General features: G+C 51.8%; 16 protein-coding genes. 9 read left to right on the top strand and 7 right to left on the bottom strand.

Going from position 1 to position 21,675, the window contains the following annotated elements; all coding sequences use genetic code 11:
• The first annotated feature begins 159 nt into the window (after positions 1–159).
• Positions 160–1,869: a hypothetical protein gene (locus IXB28_RS01535; RefSeq protein WP_215616772.1), complete on the top strand. Its 1,710-nt coding sequence runs from the start codon at positions 160–162 to the stop codon at positions 1,867–1,869.
• 48 nt (positions 1,870–1,917) lie between these two features.
• On the opposite strand, the gene IXB28_RS01530 is transcribed toward IXB28_RS01535, so the two are convergent.
• From IXB28_RS01530 to ggpS, 3 genes are all read right to left on the bottom strand, one after another.
• Positions 1,918–2,910 carry an NAD(P)H-dependent glycerol-3-phosphate dehydrogenase gene (locus tag IXB28_RS01530; RefSeq protein ID WP_407659120.1) on the bottom strand — a complete coding sequence of 331 codons (993 nt, stop codon included), beginning with the start codon at positions 2,908–2,910 and terminating at the stop codon, positions 1,918–1,920.
• 35 nt (positions 2,911–2,945) lie between these two features.
• Entirely contained in the window at positions 2,946–4,637 is a 1,692-nt protein-coding gene (locus IXB28_RS01525) for a glycerol-3-phosphate dehydrogenase/oxidase (RefSeq protein WP_215616771.1), read from the bottom strand.
• A 235-nt stretch (positions 4,638–4,872) separates the two neighbouring features.
• A complete protein-coding gene (gene ggpS / locus IXB28_RS01520; RefSeq protein WP_215616770.1) occupies positions 4,873–6,384 on the bottom strand; it encodes a glucosylglycerol-phosphate synthase in 1,512 nt (503 codons plus the stop codon).
• Positions 6,385–7,014: 630 nt separating this feature from the next.
• Between ggpS and gghA the strand changes: the two genes are divergently transcribed.
• The 5 genes from gghA (at position 7,015) to IXB28_RS01495 (ending at position 13,994) form a co-directional block, all read left to right on the top strand.
• The gene (gene gghA, locus IXB28_RS01515) at positions 7,015–9,498 is read left to right on the top strand and encodes a glucosylglycerol hydrolase (RefSeq protein WP_215616769.1); all 2,484 of its coding nucleotides are present in this window, start codon (positions 7,015–7,017) and stop codon (positions 9,496–9,498) included.
• A 257-nt stretch (positions 9,499–9,755) separates the two neighbouring features.
• Complete coding sequence (locus IXB28_RS01510) at positions 9,756–10,040, top strand: DUF6679 family protein (RefSeq protein WP_215616768.1); 285 nt, start codon at positions 9,756–9,758, stop codon at positions 10,038–10,040.
• A gap of 395 nt (positions 10,041–10,435) precedes the next feature.
• Positions 10,436–11,920 (top strand): glycerol kinase GlpK, encoded by a 1,485-nt coding sequence (gene glpK / locus IXB28_RS01505; RefSeq protein WP_215616767.1) that lies wholly within the window; start codon positions 10,436–10,438, stop codon positions 11,918–11,920.
• Positions 11,921–12,114: 194 nt separating this feature from the next.
• Positions 12,115–12,732 carry a type I restriction endonuclease gene (locus IXB28_RS01500; protein WP_215616766.1) on the top strand — a complete coding sequence of 206 codons (618 nt, stop codon included), beginning with the start codon at positions 12,115–12,117 and terminating at the stop codon, positions 12,730–12,732.
• Between the two features lie 167 nt (positions 12,733–12,899).
• Positions 12,900–13,994, top strand: a complete 1,095-nt coding sequence (locus IXB28_RS01495) for a hypothetical protein (RefSeq protein ID WP_215616765.1) — start codon at positions 12,900–12,902, stop codon at positions 13,992–13,994.
• A gap of 3 nt (positions 13,995–13,997) precedes the next feature.
• Here IXB28_RS01495 and IXB28_RS01490 read toward each other — a convergent pair whose 3' ends face one another.
• Positions 13,998–14,576 (bottom strand): Uma2 family endonuclease, encoded by a 579-nt coding sequence (locus IXB28_RS01490; protein WP_215616764.1) that lies wholly within the window; start codon positions 14,574–14,576, stop codon positions 13,998–14,000.
• Positions 14,577–14,655: 79 nt separating this feature from the next.
• On the opposite strand from IXB28_RS01490, the gene IXB28_RS01485 reads away from it, so the two are divergent.
• A complete protein-coding gene (locus IXB28_RS01485) occupies positions 14,656–15,261 on the top strand; it encodes a Uma2 family endonuclease (RefSeq protein ID WP_215616763.1) in 606 nt (201 codons plus the stop codon).
• 498 nt (positions 15,262–15,759) lie between these two features.
• Here the strand turns inward: IXB28_RS01485 and IXB28_RS01480 are convergent, their stop codons facing one another.
• Together IXB28_RS01480 and IXB28_RS16880 are read right to left on the bottom strand one after the other, a co-directional pair.
• Positions 15,760–16,332 (bottom strand): Uma2 family endonuclease, encoded by a 573-nt coding sequence (locus tag IXB28_RS01480; protein ID WP_215616762.1) that lies wholly within the window; start codon positions 16,330–16,332, stop codon positions 15,760–15,762.
• A gap of 697 nt (positions 16,333–17,029) precedes the next feature.
• Complete coding sequence (locus tag IXB28_RS16880; protein ID WP_326520914.1) at positions 17,030–18,490, bottom strand: SUMF1/EgtB/PvdO family nonheme iron enzyme; 1,461 nt, start codon at positions 18,488–18,490, stop codon at positions 17,030–17,032.
• Between the two features lie 472 nt (positions 18,491–18,962).
• On the opposite strand from IXB28_RS16880, the gene IXB28_RS01470 reads away from it, so the two are divergent.
• Positions 18,963–19,613 carry an L-threonylcarbamoyladenylate synthase gene (locus IXB28_RS01470; RefSeq protein ID WP_215616761.1) on the top strand — a complete coding sequence of 217 codons (651 nt, stop codon included), beginning with the start codon at positions 18,963–18,965 and terminating at the stop codon, positions 19,611–19,613.
• Positions 19,614–19,955: 342 nt separating this feature from the next.
• Here IXB28_RS01470 and IXB28_RS01465 read toward each other — a convergent pair whose 3' ends face one another.
• On the bottom strand, positions 19,956–20,969 hold the full coding sequence (locus tag IXB28_RS01465) for a DUF3179 domain-containing protein (RefSeq protein ID WP_215616760.1): 1,014 nt from the start codon (positions 20,967–20,969) through the stop codon (positions 19,956–19,958).
• A 362-nt stretch (positions 20,970–21,331) separates the two neighbouring features.
• On the opposite strand from IXB28_RS01465, the gene IXB28_RS01460 reads away from it, so the two are divergent.
• Positions 21,332–21,607: a hypothetical protein gene (locus IXB28_RS01460; protein ID WP_215616759.1), complete on the top strand. Its 276-nt coding sequence runs from the start codon at positions 21,332–21,334 to the stop codon at positions 21,605–21,607.
• Positions 21,608–21,675 lie beyond the last annotated feature (68 nt).

Raw genomic sequence — 21,675 nt, 5'->3', positions numbered from 1 at the left:
GATGTAGTTTTGTAAAAAATATGAGTACCCGCCGCACCTTTAGCCAATTGCCATAGACCCCAGGCCCCTAGCTGGACCATTCGCCAGCTAGTATCGATTAGGCCCACTGCCCTGCGGCAGTAGTCTGGTTTATATCAACGCTACGGGACAACAGAAGCTATGTCTTTGGTTGCTAATGTGTGGAACTCTTTACGTCAGCGCCTCGCTCAGCTGATAACAGCATCGGTTTTGATTGGGCTGCTGCTCACTAGCTGTGGCCCATCGGAGTCATCGTCTCAAAACATTGCAAGCACCGATTCTTCTCCATCCCTATTTACGCCTCGACCTAAAATCAAACAGGTAGAGACGCCACAGCTGATTCAATCCTTAGAACCCTGGCTCGACAATTACCAGCCCCAGGTAGCGATTCGTCAGCCCAACGCCGACCAAATAATTGAAGACACTACAGTTGAAGTAAACCTGCGGGTTCGAGATTTACCCATATATAAGGATGAAACCTGGCAGCTGGGTCCCCACGTAGATCTGTGGTTAGACAACCAGCCCTACGGTTCGATATACGATGTGGGCCAACCCGTGGTCCTAGAAAATGTATCCCCAGGCACCCACACGCTACGGGCATTTGCCGTCCGGCCCTGGCAGGAAAGCTTTAAAAATGAAGCAGCCTACGACCAGATTACGTTTCACGTTTTTGCCAAGAGCAACGAAAACGCACCAGCCGCCGAGCAACCGTTGCTCACCTACGGCTCCCCCGTGGGCAGTTATGGCGCAGAGCCGGTGCTGCTAGATTTTTACTTAACCGATGCCCCCCTACACCAGGTGGCCCAAGAAAACCCTGCCATTGCTGATTGGCGTATTCGATATACCGTCAATGGAGACAGCCTGACCCTAGATACCTGGGAGCCAATATATATAGAGGGATTAAAAACGGGTCGAAACTGGGTCCAACTGGCGTTGGTTGATGAGGACGGTGCCCCGATTGAAGGGGTGTTTAACAATACGGTGCAGGTCATCGACTATGACCCTACCCAGCAAGATGGTCTAGCCACCATCGTCCAAGGTGATATCGGCCTAGAAATGGTAGGGGGTATCGTCGATCCATCCTACGAACCACCGGCCCTAGAGGTGCCAGATACTGCCCTAGAGGTGCCAGATACTGCCCTAGAGGTGCCAGATACTACAGACCTGGAAAACACCCCCGACTCGCTGCCCCCTGGGGATAATGCCGAGGCCAGCAATGAGCCTGAGATTGTGGAGCCCGAGATTGTGGAGCCTGAGGGTGTAGAACCTGGGGTTGTAGAACCTGCAAACACTGAAGCCAGAGACGTCCCTGGCAATGACGTCCCTGACAATATTGAGCTTGATGTCGCCCAACCAACCGACAGGTCAGACGATGCTGTAGAACAGAAAAACATCTTTGAAGAGCCGTCTAAGATGGATGCCATCTCCCCCACCGAGGGTGCGGACGTCGAAGATTCAGCCGATGCCATCGAAAACCCTGGGGCGACGGCTCTTTCCCCTGAGGCCTTAGGGAAAAATCTGGGCGAGGAAGGGGCTGAACCCATTTTAGAAAGTGAACCGGCCCAAACCGAATCTCAACCGGTGGAACGCGTTAATGCTAATGAGCGGCCAGCAGATGATGGCCTCCAGGCAGAAGCTGATGAGCAGCCAGCGGACGGCGAACGCAACCTAACAGCCGATGAGGGAGACACCAATCGGAAAGATGCGGCGAGCGAAACGACAACCGAGACCGAAACCGCTAGGGCACCGCAAGGGGACACAGCCGTAGAGCCACCCAATAGCTCCCGTAAATATCTCCAACGGTTTTATGACTATAGGGAAAAAACCATGGGCGAAAAGAGCGGGGGCTAATTTCCCGTGGGGCATGGCTACCGAGACCAGACGATGGGGGATAGCGGGCTAATTTTTAGCTTGTAAATCGCAGGCTTCTGGCTTGAGTTCCCGTTCCATGAGGCCGCCCACCGCTTCTTGAGGGGTAACCACCCCCCGCAGTAGTCGGTGCACCTGGCGGGCAATGGGAATGGGAATCCCCTCGCGATTGGCAATGTCGATCAGGACGTGGGTGGTGTTAACGCCTTCGGCCGTGCTGCCCAGTTCGGCCAAAATTTGGTCTAGATTTTTGCCCTGGGCTAATCCATACCCCACGCGATAGTTACGGCTCAAGGACCCATCGCAGGTGGCCAGCAAATCGCCCAAACCAGACAGACCATAGAAGGTTTCCATCTGAGCCCCCATGTGCATTCCCACGCGAATCATTTCGGGAATGGCGCGGGTGATCAATCCAGCTTTGGCATTGGACCCTAGCTTGAGGCCATCACACACCCCCACTGCGATCGCAATCACATTTTTTAGCGTTCCCCCCAGCTCTGCCCCCACCGGGTCAGGGCTCGTATAAATCCGAAACGTCTCGGATGAATACACTTGCTGCACCCGGGCCGAAGCCTCCAGATCGGTACTGGCCACCACCGTTGCCGCCGGCAACCCCCCATCAATCTCCTTAGAGAGATTGGGGCCTGACAACACCACAATGGGATTTTCTGGAAACGTATCTTGAAATATTTTGGAGGGAGTGCGGGTGGTTTCTGGATCCAGGCCCTTGGTGGCCGTCACCAAAATTGTCGAAGCACTCAGCTTCGATGCTTTTAACTGGCCAGCCAGGGCCGACACCCCCTTCATAGAAATGGCCGATACCACCATATCGGCATTGGCAACGGCGGTGGCTAAATCCACTGGCCCACGGCGGGACCAAATCTGCACCTGATTGCCATTGGTCAACGCCAGTCGTGCCAGCGCCGTACCCCAAGCCCCCGCCCCCAGCACCGTTACCCGAGCGGTCTGCTTCAGGGCTTCCGATAAAGGAATGGTAGGCGTTTCAGAGGATACAGATGAAATCGTCACAGGCAATGCTCCCGTTGCAATAAATTAACCTAGGCCACCGATGCAGCCACTGGGATTTGATATTGGTCGAGCTGATAGTCGGGAATGCAATTATCTCGCATATAGGTGTAGTAGTCGATCAGGTTGCGATCGCACTGGCCATCGGTCCAGTCGCAATAGCGCTTCAGCACCTCTGCCACCACCGGCAACGCCTCCACACCATAGTTACCACGCATGGCTATGGCCGTGCGCCGACGGCAAATATCCACATAGGTACGGGCCAGTTCCGAACGCACGCTGTAAACAATTTGAGCCTTAATATCTGGCTGCCCTGGCACAATGGCATCGCCTAGCTCAGGAAACTCCTCCACCAAGGCCAGCACCTGGGGTGCCCGGGCACCATATAGGGACAACAAATAGGCCACCATATCCCGATTCGCCGAGGTCATCAACGATTTTGCCTCGCTGGTTGCGATCGCTCCAGGCAATGGGGCAACCCGAGTGTCAGATGGCCCAATCGACTGCTTCTGCTTTTTCAAAACAGCATCCACCATTTCCTCGCCCACCTGACGATGGGTGGTCAGCTTCCCGCCAATCAGAGAAACCATATTGTTCACCCCCTCGGCCCCATGGTCATAGAGCACATGGCTACGGGTGATGCTGCTCGTTTTCTTACCCTCGGTATAGGGGAGCGGTCGCACCCCAGCGTAGGTAAACTGCACCGACTCCCGCGTTAGCTGAGCGGTGGGAACGACACGATTCGTTTCATTTAACAAATAATCAATTTCATCATTGCTGGCATGGACCTTATCCAAGTCGCCATCAAATCGAATATCGGTGGTGCCAATCAGGCACATGCCCAACCACGGCAAAATAAAGAACGGGCGGCCATCGGTCAGAGCCTCCACATAGAGCGCTTCATCGGGGGCGCCGGGAAACTTATCCACAATAATGTGGCTACCGCGGGTACCACCAATTTTACGCGTTTTACCCACCGGGGCCGGGGCGTTGCCCTGGATGCCACTGCGACAAATTTGATCTACCCAAGGCCCCGACGTATTGATCACCACCGTTTGGTCGTGGCCACGCACCGTAAAGGATTCACCGGTTTCACTATCGCGGCAGAGCAAAGACGTAATTCGATCGCCGCTGCGCTGTAGCTGCGCCACCGTCACATAGCTCAGCATGGTCGCCCCCGCATCCTGGGCCGACAAAACGACCTCTAAACAAAGCCGCTCCGCATATTCCACCTGGGCGTCATAATATTGGGCCGCACCGCGACAGCCCTGGGGCTCCAACGCACGAAATAGCTGTTTGAGCTTAGCCTCCCCTAGCATCCGATGGTTGGGCAAACTCTTGTCGTAACTCAGCAAATCGTATAGCACCATCCCCGCCTGAATTTCCCAGTAGCTGCGGGAGCCCTGGGCATAAATGGGAATGGTCATCTGAATCGGCTTAACCAAATGGGGCGCCGTCCGCAACAAAATCTCTCGCTCTCGCAAGGATTCGCGCACCAGGTTGAACTCAAAATATTCCAAATAGCGCAAACCACCATGCACCAAACGGCTAGACCAACTGGTGGTACCACCACCAAAGTCGCTCTTCTCGATCAGAACCGTCTTTAATCCCCGCAGAGCACCGTCACGGGCGACAGCCACCCCATTAATGCCACCACCAATCACAATCAAATCGTAGGTAGTCGCTTCTATCGTTGAGTAATCGGGCGTTGAGTAATCAGGCATAGTTGCTGCAAAGTGTAACGATTACAGATGTCTATTTAGCGATGACTGTTACTGACCGCGGCGGCTGTGCATCGAGCGGGCCAACACTCTATCGATCTACATAGCAACAGCGCATTGGGTCAAAAATATAAGCTTCCCCACGTTTCAAGATGGCACAACTTTCTAAAAATGGTAGGGGCATTGTATGCAATACCCCTACAAAAATCATGCAACGTCTTTACCGGTGTTAACGCCCCTAAACACCCACCGTTTCTTTCGTCTCCGGTTCAATGGCCACAGTGGCTTTGGCCTCCCTAAATAAATGATTGGCCCACTGCTGCACGTCATAACGACAGATTGCCTTATGCAGCTTTTTCATCCGCGCTGCTTGCTCTTCAGCGGACATGGCCAGGGCCTCATCAATACATTCATCCATGCGCTTAGACGAATAGGGATTGGTCAATAGGGCATCGGGCAGCTCCACCGCAGACCCGGTAAACTCCGACAAAATCAGCGCCCCATCTTCACCGTTGTGCACCGCCACATATTCCTTAGCCACCAGGTTCAACCCATCCCGCAGAGGGCAAATCCAGGCAATATCTGCGGCCTTGTAAAGGGCCATCAGATCGTCGTAGGGCAAAGGGGCCGTAAATAGCTGCACCGGCGTCCATTCCAGGGTGCCAAAGCGACCGTTAATTTGGCCCACCATTTGCTCAATTTGCTCCTGGGCAATGCGATATACCCGCATGCCTTTGGCCGCCTTCACCGCCGTCATCATCAAATTGACTTTCCCCAGCAGTTCTGGGCGTCGGGCCAAGAGGCGCTCGTAGCAGGCCAGCATTTCCTTCGCCCCTTTCACATAGTCCACTCGACCGGCGGACATAATTAGTTTATTGTCGCCAATTTCAGACCGGAGGGCGGTCACCCGCTCCTGAATGGAAGGCCGCATGATGACATCGTGAATTTTCTTCGGGCTGGTGCCGACGGGAAAAGCATCAATGGTGACGATGCGCCCGTTGTAGCGCAGCTTAGTTACCATTTCGGGCTCGGCGAGGGCAGTGCCGGTTTTCGTAAATGCTTCGGGCACGGGAATGCGCTCCACCACTTCCACATCGCGACAGCTACGGGCTGCCGACACAAAGTTTTGCACATAGCGGGGAATGTGGAAGCCACAGAGATCGCAGCACAGCAAGCTGTCGATGATGGCATTTCGCCAGTGGAGAATATTGAACACATCCGCCGCCGGGAATGGGGTGTGGTGGAAGAAGGCAATCTTCACATGGGGCATCTTCTGGCGGATGTAATAGGGCGTCAGCCAGAGGTTGTAATCGTGAATCCAAATCAGGGCATCGTCCGCTGCATCTTCACAGGCGGCTTCTGCGAACAAACGATTGATATTTTGGAAATTCTCCCAGTCGGAACTGTCGTAGGTAAAGTGCTCGGGGAAGGAATGGAGAATGGGCCAAAAGGCTTCTTTAGAGGTGATGTGGTAGAAATTGCGCACCTGGTCCGCATTGAGGGGAATCCGCCTGACCACACAGCTATCGCTGCCACCGTCCATGGTGACCCGATCCACAAACCCTTTTTGCTCGGCCTCTGTAATTTGTTTCCACGCTACCCACGTACTTTGATCGGCGTTAGCGAAAAAACTTTTTAACGTGGGAACAATCCCATTGGGACTCTTCTTTTCACGGTAGTAAATCTTGCCATTTTCCTTTACCTCGTCATAGGGTTCACGGTGGTATAGGATCACCAGGGAAGATTTCATTTCGATGTCTCCTGCAGTTTGCAATGGCGGGCGTTGCTGATCCTTGCGATGATTCCATCTGATAAGTTCTGATGTCTTGCATCATTACCCGATCGATTTATCCTGCAAATCAGCAACGGTCAACAGCGTTTTTTAAAGGGTGCAATTCTAGACAATACGAAAGCTCAGCCCAGACAACACCTTGACTACGCTGTCTTTGCTAAGCTTAAAAATCGCATGAAAAATAATAAAAACCGCTGATGTTTTTTTCTCAGTTAAGTCCAATTTTGAACCTGTAAGTTCTGCTAAAGGAAACCCTAATTGTGGACGTTAACAAGGTTTATTTCATCAGGGTTTACAGTGAGTTACGTTATCGTATTCGGCCCTATTTAGCAATCGTAAAATCAACGCGGCCTAGGGTTGAATAACGGGCTAAAAACTCACTACAAATGTGTCTTAACGGTTCAAGCTATAAAAATTATTTTTACATTCGTTGCCAATCTTACACTCTGTCTAAAGATGTAAACCCGCTGTGTTGACCTGGCTGTTTTCATCCTACTTTTGATCGATGGGAACTATCGGCGCGTTGGCTATTCTCAGCTATATAGCGCTTAAATGCTCCCCCAGGCTCCCTAAATAGTGAGATATCCGGTGATTGCAACTGCCCAGAAACGAATCCAACTGGTTGATGATGAAACCCAGAGCCTATTGATATGGGCTGAAAGCATCCAACGTTCGGAGGCAACTTTTTTTGAGAAAGCTCAGAAAATTGCGCGACGATTGGGGGCTCATTATCGCGCCGATCGTCTAACAGAGGTAGGGTTTTGGACACCAGAGCTAACGGGCGACATTATTCAGTCGGAGGACCGCATCGTCCTTGAGGTGTTTACGCCGACAGCCGATATTGATTTTCGCATTACAGAACAAACCGTTACCTTTAATCGCACCCAGATTCCGTTGGTGAAACAGGGGGAGTTTGTGTGGGGCGTCATTGAGGGTCTACGTCCCGGACGTCGCGATCGCAGTGGCTGTTTTTACTGGTTACGCTACACCGACCAGGAAGGACGGGTGCACATTATTCGCGATCCGCTCGCAGACTCTATGCCCTACGGCATTTTTGCCCCGGCAGAGCTGTACGACATGCGCTTGCTCCAGCGGCAGCGACCCGATCGAGCCTATTTTCAACGCACCGGCAGCCGCTATAGCGACAGTGAAATTCCCCGCCTAGAAGCCCCCACCAATATTCTACAAATCCACGTCAAAACCGCCTCGCCCCAAGGCACCTTTGAAGGCCTCACCAAAATCTACCAGCGCATTTCAGCACAATTGGCCGCCGGGGAAGAGCTCACCGCAGCCGACGCCGTCTATGCCGGCTATGACGCCATTCAGCTCCTGCCGGTGGTGCCCACCATTGAATACCGCCGGGAAGAGTCCCAGGGGGACTACGAGTTTTTTGTCCTCCTAGATGGCCCACCCGAGACCACCGACACCATCACCCAACCCACCAAAGCCCAGGCCGTTCTCCGCAAATCAGACACCCAAAATTGGGGGTACGACGTGCCAATTTTAGGCTCGGGCACCACCAACCCATCGGTATTGGGCAGTTTGCGCCCCGATGAAGTGATCGACTTTATCGCCACCCTGCACAACTTTTCCGCAGGCCCCATCCAGCTAATCTACGACCTGGTCTATGGCCATGCCGACAACCAGGCCCTAGAGGTAATGACCCAGCAGTTCTTCAAAGGGCCGAACATGTATGGGCAGGACCTCAACCACCAGCTCCCCCAGGTACGCGCCATTTTGCTCGAAATGCAACGGCGCAAAATCAACACGGGGGCCGACGGCATTCGGGTGGATGGGGGCCAAGATTTCCGTTTCTTTAACCCGCTGACGGATCGGGTGGAACAGGACGACGCCTACCTCCTGGCCATGAGTGATGTGGTCCAGGAAATCAACGGCGCTCGGCGGCTGATGTTCACCATTTTTGAAGATGGTCGCCCCTGGCCCCAGGAAGGCTGGGAAGAGATTTCTCGCTATCGAGAGTTAATTGAACAGAAGCCAGAATCCTTCCAGTGGGGGCCGCTAATTTTTGCCCACAATACGCCTTCATTAAAAGGGTTTTGGGACCGCAAATGGCGACGGGTGGGGGAGGTGATCTACCAGGGAGACCGCTGGATCACCGGCTGTGGCAACCACGACACCGTGCGCCGGGGCACCCAGGTAAAAACCGATCAGCCGATCAACTGGAACCTGGGCAAAACCCTGCCCCAGGTGCTACACAAAGCCTATAACAAGCCCTCCACCCAGCTGTGGGTGTGCGGCTTTAGCCCCGGACTGCCCATGGACTTTATTAATGCCAATGTGGGGGCACCCTGGGGATTTTTTAGAAATACGGACGAACAGTACGGCGTCAAAGTCGTCTCCGAAGAAATTAGCTTCCTAGACTGGCAAATCGAACCGGACATGTACGACCTGCCAGAGGTTTACCCCCAACTGAAGCAAATGGGGTTTCGAGACTTTCAACAGCTAAAGGATTTCTCGAAAACCTTACAGGATGCCATGGTCGCCACGGACTATAACCTGCAGGAGGTGGCCACCATTTGCAGCCAGTGCCTGGGGGCCAACACCGACAACTGCGAACTGCCCGCCCTGGCTGAATTAAATGAGCCCTCGTTATCAGGTTTTTTGAAAAATCTAGATGTGTCTAAGCTCAAAAAGTTTGCCATGGCCTTTATGGAAGATGGCCATGACCTATGTAATGTGTCCCGCTTCTACGATGTGATCGACGGGAGCGTTGCCAAGTTTCATTTAGCGATTCGCCAATATCGCCGACGCCATCCATGGCTGCTAGAAAATTTAACCGGCCGCGATCGCTTTAACCGCATCAGCGATGAACATCGCACGGTGTTTTATGGCCTCCGCAGCCATCCCCAACAGCCTGGCAACGAACCCATCGTCATGGTGGCCCACATGGACGGCGCCCCCCTGACCATTGAACTGGGTGACTGGCTCGACCTGAATATGGATGATTGGCAAGTTGCGATCGCCACCCCCGATCTCGAGCCCGAGCTCAAAAATCTCAGTAAATTTACCTTACGTGATGGTCAAGGTGTTCTCCTTGAACAGAAAAAATAAACTTTTTCGTAACAGAATTGGTAAAAAAACCATCCTGAACAGCCCTAAAGACACCCCAGCTTAGGGTTTGATTTCTATTTGGGAACAATAAATAAAGGCCGCTGAATTCTTTGCCAAAAAAGGATTTCAGAGATCATAGAACATTTATTTTTTCGTCTACACATAACTTTTCAAAGTGCTAAGATATATAAAATCAATCTTAAGAAAAGACAGCATTATCTCTTTGTAGACATATGCCGTGTCTAGGGAATTGCCATATGGAAAAAAAACTCAGAGAACTCGTCGGCCAAAATAGTATTTGGCTGTATGTAAAAAGCAGCAACGGCTGGTTTAAAAATGTAGAAATATTAGAGGTCACCCATACCACCATTACATTCCGCTACGAGTCTGAGTCCGAGGTTGAACGCAAACTGTGGGAAAAAACCACCCGCATTGACAACATTGCGGAAGTTGAAGTCAGGCTACTGACCGTTCCCAAAGTCGACAAAAAGCTAGATGCCATCCGTGGCCAGCTATCCAGGCTACTCGACAAAGAAGAATAAGGCCGGACGGCCCCCAGTCTCCCTGGCCCCCAGTCTCCCTGGCCCCCAGTCCGCCTGGGCCCTAGTGGTAAATGGGCTTTAGCCAGCAATCCGTTTGCTCAAGCCCCCTCTTCTCCTTTTTTATCAGTCAACATCTATATATCGGGGTTAACCCTACAAAAAAATCAATACTCAAAAACACTGTATGGAGGCGTGTCAAATGACACCCTCTTTTTTTTGTAGTAACGCACTTCTCTTTCTCACTTCAAAATTCTTTCCTCAACTAAATTCCCCAGCTTAGTCACGCCCCGATTTCGTAACCTTTATTAACGTCCCCAAAGACTTCCTGTATTTTTTTCAACAACAGAAAAAACGCGACACAATAGACAGAGTTCTGTCATTTAGTCAGGTTTTCCATGCCACAGTACGTCATGGCCCTAGATTTGGGCACCACTGGTAATCGGGCCATCCTATTTAATCGCGCAGGGGACATTGTGGGGCAGGCCTATAAGGAGCTGACTCAGCATTATCCGCAACCGGGTTGGGTAGAGCATGACGCCATGGAAATTTGGCAAGACGTGCAGTGGGCGATGAAAACGGCCATTGCAGAAGCCAAGATTAGCGCCAGTGATATTGCGGCCATTGGCCTGACGGTGCAACGAGAAACCTGCCTCCTGTGGGATAAGACCACCGGCGAACCGCTCCATAAGGCCATTGTTTGGCAGGACCGGCGCACGGCGGATATGTGCGCAACGCTGGCGGATAAAAAGGCCGATATTTATGAACGCAGCGGTCTGTTTTTGGATGCTTACTTTTCGGGCACCAAACTGCGGTGGCTACTGAATAAGACGCAGCCCGCCAATTTGGACAATGTGCTAGCCGGCACCATCGACACCTGGGCCCTATGGAATTTGACCGGTGGCAACGTGCATGCCACGGACCATAGCAACGCTAGCCGCACGCTGCTGATGAATTTGGCCAACCAACAGTGGGATGACACCCTGTTAAACACATTTGGGATACCGCGATCGCTACTGGCGGATATCAAACCCAGCCAGGGAATTTTTGGCTACACCGACCCCAGCATTCTCGGGGCAGAAATTCCCATCGCCGCAATTCTAGGGGACCAGCAGGCCGCCCTGTTTGCCCACGGGTGCGATCGCCCCGGTTTACTCAAATGCACCTACGGCACCGGCGCCTTCCTAGTGGCCCACTCTGGCAAAGAAATTGTTCGCTCCAACAATCAGTTACTCTCCACCATCGGCTGGACCACGGCCACAGACGGTGGCTATGACCTGGGCTACGGCCTCGAAGGCAGCATGTTTACCGCCGGGGCCTGCATCCAGTGGCTCCGGGATGGCCTACAAATTATCGACAGCGCCGCCGACAGTGAGCCCTTGGCCCTATCGGTGGAAGATAACGGCGGCGTTTATTTTGTCCCGGCCCTAAGCGGGTTGGGCGCCCCCCACTGGGATATGGGGGCACGGGGTGCATTTTTAGGCATTACCCGGGGCGCCACCAAGGCCCATATGGTGCGGGCCGTATTGGAAGCCATCGCCAACCAGGTACGGGAAGTTGTTACCGCCATCAACGACGACAGCGGCACCCCGATTACGACCCTAAAGGTAGACGGCGGCGCTTGCCACAACAACTTTTTGATGCAGTACCAGGCCGATGTATTGGGCATTCCCGTAGAACGTCCGGCGGTGTTGGATGCCACCGCCCAAGGTTCGGCATTTGCCGCCGGGTTAGCCGTGGGCTATTGGGATGACTACACGGCCCTGGTGAGCAGCCGCAAAATTGACAAAACCTTTGAACCCGGCGCAGGAAAAGCCGCAGCCCAGGAAAATTTTGCCACCTGGGAGCGAGCCGTGGAACGGGCTAAGGGTTGGATTGGTTAGAAATCAAGCCGTTGGCTGAGCGGAGTCGTTGGCTGAGCAGAGTCGTTGGCTGAGCGGAGTCGTTGGCTGAGCGGAGTCGTTGGCTGAGCGGAGTCGAAGCCAACGGCTGGAACTTATTGCTATACCCTCTCGATGTGGCAAGCACTGATTTAATTGGATGACTATACTGGAGTTCAGCGACTCTACTATTCTTTATGGTTCAAGTTGTTCAGGCTAGTCAACTCACTCTGCATGATGTAGAAACCAAGTTTGGCTTAGGGTTTGAGTCCAGTGAGGACTTTTTCCCCGAGTGGCAGGTGGCTCCGTTGGCGCTGGATGATTATCAAACTCGGGTATTAGACCAGGCCCAGGCAAGCTTCAGGTATTTGCTGGCCTATCCGGTGCATGAAGAGCTAGTGAAAATGGTGGTGATTTCTCCCCTGTTGTCGGTAGCAGGTTTTTATCAGCGTCCTTTTCGGCCCATCGCGGAAGAAACCACCGAAGTTGCTATAAAAAATGACGATGAGCTGATTCGTGGACGAGTCGATATTTTGGTCCTGAATGATCAAATCTGGGTCGCCACCATCGAAGCAAAAGGGCCTCAATTTAGCTGGCATGTGGGCCTGCCCCAGGCATTGACCTACATGGTTAGTGGGGCCCAACCCACTAATATTCGGTTTGGCTTGGTCACCAACGGGACTGACCTGGTATTTATCAAACTGGCAAAAGAAACTGGCCAGTATGGTCTTTCTAAAACATTTTCCATTTTTAATCCAGGCAATGAGCTGCACACTGTTGTTGCTGTGCTTAAAACGTTAGGAACAAATCCATAGCTAGGCGTATGGTTCTGATCCACCGTTAGGCTATGGGCAATCTAAAGGGTGCCTAGAAATTCTATGGTTTCTGAGGTTCGGTTATCCCTGCGGGTCTCGGCACGTAAATTCTATGGAATTGGATGAAGCCATTGATTGAAAGGCCACACATGTTAAGTCGCCAGTAAATGATGCTTCTCGGATTAGATCGATTTGGAAAATTAGTTTTGGGTGTGGGTGCGATCGCAGGTAGCCTCTGGGTCCTAAACCTGCCCTATCCCATGATTCGTTGGCCCGTCGCCAGGGTTGCCCCCATGGTGCTGCTGCCCAGCTTTATGCAGATGGATCACCACTATCGCCAGGCCATCATCCAAACAGAGCAGGCCGATCAGCTAATCAACCAGGCCACCACCGTAGAAGACTTTGAACTAGGTTCAGAAAAAGCAGCCCAGGCCCAAAAGCACCTCGACAACTTACCCGTTTGGTTTTTGGGATACTACCCCAAGGGCTACTGCGGCATGGTCCAATGCGGCTGGAAATTCACCCTAGATGAATTTGAAGATGCCCGGGCGCTGATCGGCAGAATGGACGCCCAAATTTTTCAAGAACAAAATGCATTAACTGTTTTAGAGACTCATTCCAGTCAAGTACTTGAAGCCCAAAACAGTTTTGAAACCAGCGATCCAGCCACCCAGGAAGATATTCTCAAAAACTGGCAACAGGGGATGGATGAACTAACCGAAATCCCGCCAGAAACCCTCGCAGGTCGACTGGCCCAAACCAGGTTAACGGCCTACCAACGAGATTATCAAACCATCTCCGGACAGACCGCCGTTCTGACTAAGGGCAATGCCCTTTTAGCCGCAGCCCAACAGTTTGCCAATGTGGCCACTGAAGAAGGTCAGAACCCACCCCACAGTGCTGAAAAATGGGACCGTATCGCCACCCTATGGGAAGAGGCCCTAGCTGAGTTAAAAAAGATTCAGCCGGACGAGCCAGATTATGTGAAAGCACAAGGGCTAAAGGCTGAATATACGATCAGTCTGGGTGAGGTGAGAGAACTGCAAAACGCTGAGAAAGCGGCGGTCAAGCTGGTGCAGGCAGCAGAGAAAGACATTAACAAACTGGTTGAGATATCGGCAAACCAGAGCCCGGAGAGAACCATAGCTGCTGTTAATCAGGTGATTAGCGACCTGGAACAGGTGCCATCTGGAACAACGGTCAGCGAAGATGCGCAAGTCTTAATCCAACAGGCCCAAGCCTATTTGGGTAAAGCCAACTAGGCTCTACCCAAAACGGGCCATCCGTAAGGAAAAACCTGATAAAACAGACTCACCGGACAAAGAACAAGGCAGCTCGCAGGTTTCTTTTTCCTGACCTAACCGATAAATTTCTACCTGCTGATTTTTGGGGTTAAATAGCCAGCCAAGACGTACACCGCTATCCAAGTACTCTTGCATTTTGTCCCGTAGCGTTTTGAGAGAATCACTGAGTGATCTCACTTCAATAACAAAATCTGGGGCAATGGGTGGAAACTTACGCCGTTGCTCCGGAGTCAAGGCTTCCCAACGGGACAGTTCTACCCAGGCAGCATCGGGGGAGCGATCGCCACCATTAGGCAATGGAAAAATGGTGGATGAGCTAAAAACTTTGCCCAGTTTAGTTTGACGGTTCCAAATAACTAAATCGGCCCCCAGTTCGATTTCCTGATTGCCACTATCGCCACCAACGGGGGACATGAGAATTAAATCTCCTTGAGGTGTCCGTTCTAGTTGGATTTCTGGTTTTTTAATGCAGAGCTGATAAAATTGCTCGTCGCTGAGGTTGACGGTTTTAAGATCGAGGGTAATGGGTAAAGTCAACATAAAACTGAGCCCATGTAGCTAGACTTAGTATAGCCTTGAGATCAGGGCAAAATTTTGGCCTGTTTCCAGGAGCCTCAACATGACCTATACACCCACTAAACTCCTGACGTTTGATAGCTTTATCAAGCAATATGGTACACAGACTCGCTATGAATTGGCCGACGGGGAGCTGATTGACATGGAACCCACTGGCCCCCATGAAACCGTTGCAGGCAAACTAACTAGTAAGCTAAATATTGAAATTGATAAGCAGCAGCTGCCTTGGGTGATACCTACCCGTGCAATTGTGCGACCCTTTGCGAATATTGCCACAGCTAGACGTCCAGATCTGGTTGTGTTAGATGAACTAGCACTGGCACAGGAACCACTATGGCAACGGGAGCCAGTAATTACGGTAGCAAGTTCGATCAAGCTAGTGGTTGAGGTGGTCAGCACTAACTGGGAAACGGACTATGCCCGCAAGGTAGAGGAGTATTCTCTCTTTGGTATTTCGGAATACTGGATTGTTGATTTTTTGGGGTTAGGAGGAATTGCGTTTATTGGTCGACCAAAGCAGCCGACGATTACAGTGTGTCAGCTGGTGGATGATGAGTATGAACAACGACAGTTTCGGCTAGGGGAGAGAATTATCTCGCAGACATTTCCAGGGTTAGAGCTACAGCTAAGTGATGTGTTACCGCGCTGAATTGAGTGGAAAGATTAGATAGCTCCTGTTTTTAGAATTTTGTCGCAGCACGCAAAATTCTAAACCGCCCCACCGATCCCCCAAACTCGCCATTCGGGACAACTTTTATATTTTTCCGCTGGGTTCGAGGGCGGGCGGTCCCGGCCCTCGCCATTGGGGAAACCCCAGTTGGCCTAGCTGGGATGACTTGACTACTTCGGAAAGGCACTCGGAGGAGCCCCAATCAGCCGATTTAACATTCACCGAAAATCTTGTTATCTCACTTAGCCTCTGACAAGAGCGATACATTACACTCGCTTTAGAAATGAAGCCAGAGGCTTTGGGTAGAGTGCTCAGCCAGAGGCTGGGCACTAAGAAAAAATCCTGACTGATAGCGTCCGACATCGAAGGGCATCCACAAGGGAATGCCCCTACAGGATTATCCATTTTTAATCGGGGTTATTCAATTCGGACTTACATCACAGAAACCAGAGGCTGGGCAACAGAATCAGCGAAAAATCATGGTGACAACATCTCAGCTGCTGTTAATGGCCAATCAGTAAAGGATTGAGATAGGACTAGCTCATCACCCACAAAGACTGTTTCCCCATAGCCATCTGTCGTCATACTCAACACAGTCACCTGTTGTTTGATCGGATCAACTATCCAATACTCTGGAATCCCTCGCCATTCATACTGATTACGCTTATCGATATAGTCTCGCCGATGATTATCTGCTCCAGGGCTGACTACCTCCACCACTAACATTGGAGGATGCATATCCAACCGAATGGCAGACTGACCAGAGGCTTTTAGCTGTTCCACATGCTCTGGCAGGAGTACCGTAATATCGGGAAATCGATTTTTAGGCTGCCCCGGCATTTCTAGGGCCAGTTGATGGGAGCGTACGCGGCGGAAGCCTACTAGCTCCGAGAGGGCACGATCCATGGCCCGAGCGATAATGACGTTTTCATCGGACTCCGGTGGTATTTCAATCAGTTCCCCGTTGGTTAGCTCGTAGCGGGCATCCTTATCCTGGCAGTGGCTCAGGTAGTCATCAAAGGTTTGGGGTCTGGGTTTAGCTTGTACCATCGGGCATGACGTTCTGATCATTAGTGACCTGTCATTATTGTACGTCAGTAATTGTGAGGTGTGTCATATGGGAGGGAATGTAGGGGTGGTGCCTGGTGCCCACCCTCAGCGAGAAATCTGTAAGAGATCGTGTTTTTTACGTCCGGTTTTGTCTCCCTCGATCAGAAGCCAGAAGCTTCTAGCCTGTAGGTTGGGTTGAACTCGTGAAACCCAATCATATGAAGGCTTTGTTGGGTTTCGCAAAGCTCAACACCAACCTACGAGTTTTCAATGGTTTCAGAACTTTTGTCAGTCAACCAGCCCTCGATCAGAAGCCAGAGGCTTCTAGCTATGTGCTCAGCCAGAGGCTGGACACCAGAAAAATCGGGGATGTGTTGGCGGGGTTGTAGCTTCGGCTGCGCTCAGCTAGCGAGGGCTGTGGGAGGGGGACGAACAGAGGGGGGTTGGGCTTAACTTTGCCTCTGATATCAGAAGCCAGAGGCTTCTAGGGATGTGCTCAGCCAGAGGCTGGACACCAGAAAATGGCGTCCGGTTTTGTCTCTCTTGATCGGAAGCCAGAGGCTTCGAGTGGTGTGCTCAGCCAGAGGCTGGGCACCAGAAAAAAGCGAAAAATTCGAAAGCCCTCCGGGCAGGCTTCGCCAACGCGCAAAGCGCGAAAGAGGGAGAGAAGAGAGCAAAAGAGAAAGAGAGAAAAGTGCTATGGGAGAATCCTGGGCGCAGAACATACTACGCGAAAACCGCTGCTGCCGTTGCGGAAGACGGGCGTAAGGAAGTTGCGATAAGCGGAGCGGCAAAGCCTCGGATAGCTGAACCAGGAGCCCCCGCGTACTACACGAGAATCAGAATCTCCTCCCTGAATCCAAGGAGAACCATCTTGAGGAGCCCCATCATAATCCTCATGCCAATGGTCCTGGCACCATTCCCACACATTGCCGTGCATATCATAAAGACCAAAGTTGTTAGCAGGGAAACTGCCTACAGGTGTTGTCTTTTTTCGAAATTGTCCTTTTTTGCCATTACCGTAGGTGTATCTGCCATCATAATTAGCCTGGTCAGTGCTGATGGTCTCACCAAAGTAAAACGGAGTTGTTGTTCTAGCTCGGCAGGCATATTCCCATTCCGCTTCGCTAGGTAAATGGTACTGATTCCCCGTATGCCGCGATAACCGCTGACAAAACTCCACCGCCTCAAACCAGCTCACCCGTTCCACCGGCAGATCATTTCCTTTGAATCTGGATGGAGCAAGCTTCAGCTCTACTTTTACCTGCTGCAACTTAGCAACCGCCTGCCATTGGGCTTGGGTCACCGGATACTTGCCCATATAAAAAGCAGGCACCTGCACCCGATGCCGAGGGCCTTCACTATCTTCACGCTCAGCTTCATTCTCAGGGGAGCCCATTAAAAAGTCCCTTGCCGGGATATGGACCATATCCAGCATGGCACCATTGCCCAAATCTTCTGTAAATGGGCCTGGTGTTTGGGGCTTAGCAACGGCTGGCTGCGGCTTAGGTGGTTCAGCCTTCGACCCTCCAGGCTTATTAAGCGTGCCCCCCACCTGATCGCCCGCTACGGTCTCCGCAAACCCGCCCGCAAACTGTGCCCCCCGCAGGTCATACTTCGGTCCCTGCTGCACCACCACCACCTTCTCGTTGCCCTTCTTAGCTTCAGGTGCAGCAGCAACATCCTGCCCCAGCATCCCCTTCAGCCCCTTCACCAGACGGTTCATATCCGCCCGAAACCGGGGGTCGTAGCCCACCTCTATGCCATTGCGCCGCGCCAGTGGCTGCAACGACTTCGGTAGCTGAGTGCGCCGAGGCATGCCCGCCCCCTGGATCAACACTGGCACCACCGGAATCTGCCGATTTAGCGCCGACTCCACCTCAATCCGCACAAAGTCATCCGGGTTATCCAACCGGCGAGTGCCATCGGGCTCCGTCACTGTCAGCCAGCTTTTGCCCATAATCACCAGCACCACCTGGCACTGGCTCACCGCCTGGTCCAAATACTCTGCAAAATCTACCCCAAATGGAATACTGTCCACATCTTTAAATACGTGGTCCCGACCAAACTCAGATTCTAAGCGGTCGTAGATGCGGCCAGTTTCAGCAATGCTGTCACTGCGACGATAGGAAATAAAAATGGATCCAGAACTCGACATCGGCACCAGGAAACTAGCCAACACAGCCTTAATTTAGCGACTAAGGCTACCTCTTGCATATATACATCTATTCAAACCGCTTTCCCCGATGCCGGGCCGGGCAAGTCGCTGTGGCTTGCGACCACGGCATCGGAACGGTGCCCGCAGAAAGTCGTACCTGGACAGGCTGGTAGTGCAGCCGTATCAGACTAATGTCTACTCTTTGGCAGAAAAGTCACTAAATATACGGATATACCGGCAATATACTTAAAAAATCAGTACAAAATACCCGCATTAAAACGGATGCTGCTTAAGACATCCGAATTTTCACTGATTGAGTTATTGGAAATCGTACTAATCACGTCCTGCTGCTGGATGAGGCCTGTCCTGCGGTAGGCGAGTAAAACACTACACACTCCCATCGTCTTGGCAGTAGTTGAAGCAACTCTGCTGCCAGTTTTGATTGTCTTCAGCTAATTGGAATAGCGTTACTATGCTGAGTTTGTTAGAAAAAATCGCCCGCGTCACGGGTTCTGCGCCGACGCCTTTGGTACAGGCAGCGAAAATTATCCAACAGGGCGGGCTGGTGATTGTTCCCACCCATAGTATTTATGTGTTGGCGTGCAGCGCCTTTAGTGTGCAGGCAACCGCACGCTTGCGACGGGCAAAACAAAGCCCTGCGACAAAACCACTGACTATTGTGGTGGATAAAGATGCGATCGCATCCTACGCCCATGTGGATCAGCGACAGTCTCAGATTATCGATTGCATTGTGCCCCACATGCCCGTTTCCATGTGGCTAAAGAAAAAGACCCATGGGCTAGACGCCGCCATTGCCCACTCTGATGCGGTGGTGATGTACTTTCAAGAGACTGAAATTGGGCAGTTGTATAAACAGTGTGGCTGTCCCTTGGCCATTAGCTCAGCCAATATGGCGGGGGGAACGCCCGTGGATACGGTGAACGATGCCAAGGCGTTGTTTGGCAACGACGTTGACTATTATGTGGGGGGCGGTGATCAGCGTAGTGGCGAGCCCACAGCCCATATTGATATTCGGGAAACACCAATTCGCTTAAAACGGGCGGCGACAGCCAATCCCTTTAGTGTGGTTCAAGCCGTCCTATCGGCCCACCATCTGGATTAGGGTTACTAAGTGGGTGAACTCAATCTTTTATAGGATCTGAACAGGCATTTGGACTTCGCGTTTTTTGCCCCACCCACCCCCAATTCTGGTAGGGCTAAGGAATGGCGATTAAATAACTTCCAATTTTGCCGGACTTCGACTCCGCTCAGTCCTCTGTGGCTAGCTATGAAAACTATGGATTTAATTGATTTCGCTTTCCTAGGTCGTTTAGCAAAGAAATTTCTACGATCTAGTTATTGTCAAAGAGGCTAAAAGTTGTTTAAGCCCCCAAACCCCAAGCTTGGGGGAGACTAGGGGGCCTCGACATCTGATAGCTCATGGGGTCAACCGACTTAGGCTAGATTACTCGCCATAAAACGCCGGATAAACAAACGCAAAGGCCGTCGAGCTAGGAATCACCGTCCCATCCATTTCCTCAACAACAACCGTTTCTAATCCCTGATCCCATCGAGCCCGGACCTGGCGCCCCGCTAGTTCAGCCTGCTGACTTCCCTGTTGCTGCACCTCACTGTGCACAAACTGTAAGCTGTCCCCCGAAAACTGATTGTGGGGTGTTTTTCCGTCGGGCTCCCACACGTAGCTAACAATCTCTTTGGGATGTTGCCCTAGCTGGTTTTGATTGCGCACATCAAACACAATCGTCTCATCGGTGTAATAGGTGCCGTAGGGATAGCCGGAATAGTCCCGGGTATGGCCCGTCCGTGTGGCCAAAATTTGACTGTGGGGATATTGTTCTAACCATTGGCCCAAGGTTGTTTTTACCGCCGGTAACATCTCCACCTGCTGATTTACGTTTGGCCCCACCACACCTGTGCCCCAGGGCTGGGCATAGAGGGTATCATCGGCGCGGTCGTACATGACCAAACAGCTTTGGTAGAGCTTACCCGACACCCCAAAGGTGGTCTCTCCCCGGTCAAAGGCGACGATGGTATCGCACAGGGGACAGTAGGTGACCGAGACATTGACACCGCCAATCTCGTCATTCACAATCTCGTGCCAGTTCAAAATGTTGTAGGGGTAGGCTTTGGCTTCGCCGTTTACCACCATGCCAACGACAATATCGTCCGACGCAAACGGTGTGGTTAGTGCCGTATCAAATTCGGGTGCATCAATGCTGGGGATGCCGTCCTTGGGTGGCCCGCCATTGAGCAGTTGCCCGAGGTCAATGCGGGTAGCTGGATTAATATTTTGCTTTTGCAGATCGCCTAGCTCACGGCTTTGGTCGTGAAACACCTGGGTCAAGGCATAGCCCTGCAGCTTTAGGTTGGCCCAGCCCCCCGATTGGAACAGGGAGATGGCACCCACCGCCGCCGCCGTCGCCAAGGTGCCCAGGGCTAGTTTTTCAATCCGCTTCATTGATCTATTGTGTATAACCGCTGATCTAAGTTTGGCCACCTAGACTAGACGCTGGCTGAAAACCACCTGAGAAAGTAATAAGAGTTGTTGAGTCCCAGGGGGCGGACTACAGCCGTTAACCCTGGTATTTATACGGATCTGCTAGGCCCCTGGGACAAGGTTTTCTTAATTTTTGTACGAATATATGCAAAGTTACAGCAATTTTTGGGAAGTCTGGGCATCGTAAGAGTAATGGCGTTGCTGATCCTCGGAATGATTTTGCCTATCAGGTTTAGATCCATTGCCATACCTGTAGAGCAATTCATCCTTCAAATTAGCAACGATATAATAGTCAGTGAGGCATCCGTTGGATGCAATGACCTATGAAAAACTCTTTTAATACAATGCCATCTCAGCAGACTGGGGCTGTTTGTAGCCTCTGCGAGGACACGCTTCTACGCCACGTGAGCCAAAGCCGTTTGTTCTGGTACTGTCCTAGCTGCCGTCAGGAAATGGTGCATGAAGAGAATGGAACGAAGGAAGAGCAGCCTGATGAGGTGGTACCTGCGATCGCAACGAACCTAACCCAAATCACCCAACATTTACAACGCACCAAGGTAACGGACCAAACCCAGCCAGTCAGGGTCCGCGCTAGCTAGCATATCTGGCGGCTCAAAAAAATAGTAATTAAAAAGTTATGGGGAGTAGGCGCAGTCAAGCGTCTCTC

Origin of the sequence: Leptothoe kymatousa TAU-MAC 1615, from assembly GCF_018739865.1 — a bacterium.
In the GTDB taxonomy this organism is placed as follows: Bacteria; Cyanobacteriota; Cyanobacteriia; order Phormidesmidales; family Phormidesmidaceae; genus Leptothoe; species Leptothoe kymatousa.
This window is presented reverse-complemented; position numbering and strand designations above follow the sequence as displayed.

Excerpts from the sequence above, each read along its gene's own strand:
- IXB28_RS01535 (WP_215616772.1), top strand. The coding sequence starts at position 160 with ATGTCTTTGGTTGCTAATGTGTGGAACTCTTTACGTCAGCGCCTCGCT.
- IXB28_RS01525 (WP_215616771.1), bottom strand. The coding sequence starts at position 4,637 with ATGCCTGATTACTCAACGCCCGATTACTCAACGATAGAAGCGACTACC.
- ggpS (WP_215616770.1), bottom strand. The coding sequence starts at position 6,384 with ATGAAATCTTCCCTGGTGATCCTATACCACCGTGAACCCTATGACGAG.
- IXB28_RS01510 (WP_215616768.1), top strand. The coding sequence starts at position 9,756 with ATGGAAAAAAAACTCAGAGAACTCGTCGGCCAAAATAGTATTTGGCTG.
- glpK (WP_215616767.1), top strand. The coding sequence starts at position 10,436 with ATGCCACAGTACGTCATGGCCCTAGATTTGGGCACCACTGGTAATCGG.
- IXB28_RS01500 (WP_215616766.1), top strand. The coding sequence starts at position 12,115 with ATGGTTCAAGTTGTTCAGGCTAGTCAACTCACTCTGCATGATGTAGAA.
- IXB28_RS01495 (WP_215616765.1), top strand. The coding sequence starts at position 12,900 with ATGATGCTTCTCGGATTAGATCGATTTGGAAAATTAGTTTTGGGTGTG.
- IXB28_RS01490 (WP_215616764.1), bottom strand. The coding sequence starts at position 14,576 with ATGTTGACTTTACCCATTACCCTCGATCTTAAAACCGTCAACCTCAGC.
- IXB28_RS01485 (WP_215616763.1), top strand. The coding sequence starts at position 14,656 with ATGACCTATACACCCACTAAACTCCTGACGTTTGATAGCTTTATCAAG.
- IXB28_RS01480 (WP_215616762.1), bottom strand. The coding sequence starts at position 16,332 with ATGGTACAAGCTAAACCCAGACCCCAAACCTTTGATGACTACCTGAGC.
- IXB28_RS16880 (WP_326520914.1), bottom strand. The coding sequence starts at position 18,490 with ATGTCGAGTTCTGGATCCATTTTTATTTCCTATCGTCGCAGTGACAGC.
- IXB28_RS01470 (WP_215616761.1), top strand. The coding sequence starts at position 18,963 with ATGCTGAGTTTGTTAGAAAAAATCGCCCGCGTCACGGGTTCTGCGCCG.
- IXB28_RS01465 (WP_215616760.1), bottom strand. The coding sequence starts at position 20,969 with ATGAAGCGGATTGAAAAACTAGCCCTGGGCACCTTGGCGACGGCGGCG.
- IXB28_RS01460 (WP_215616759.1), top strand. The coding sequence starts at position 21,332 with ATGAAAAACTCTTTTAATACAATGCCATCTCAGCAGACTGGGGCTGTT.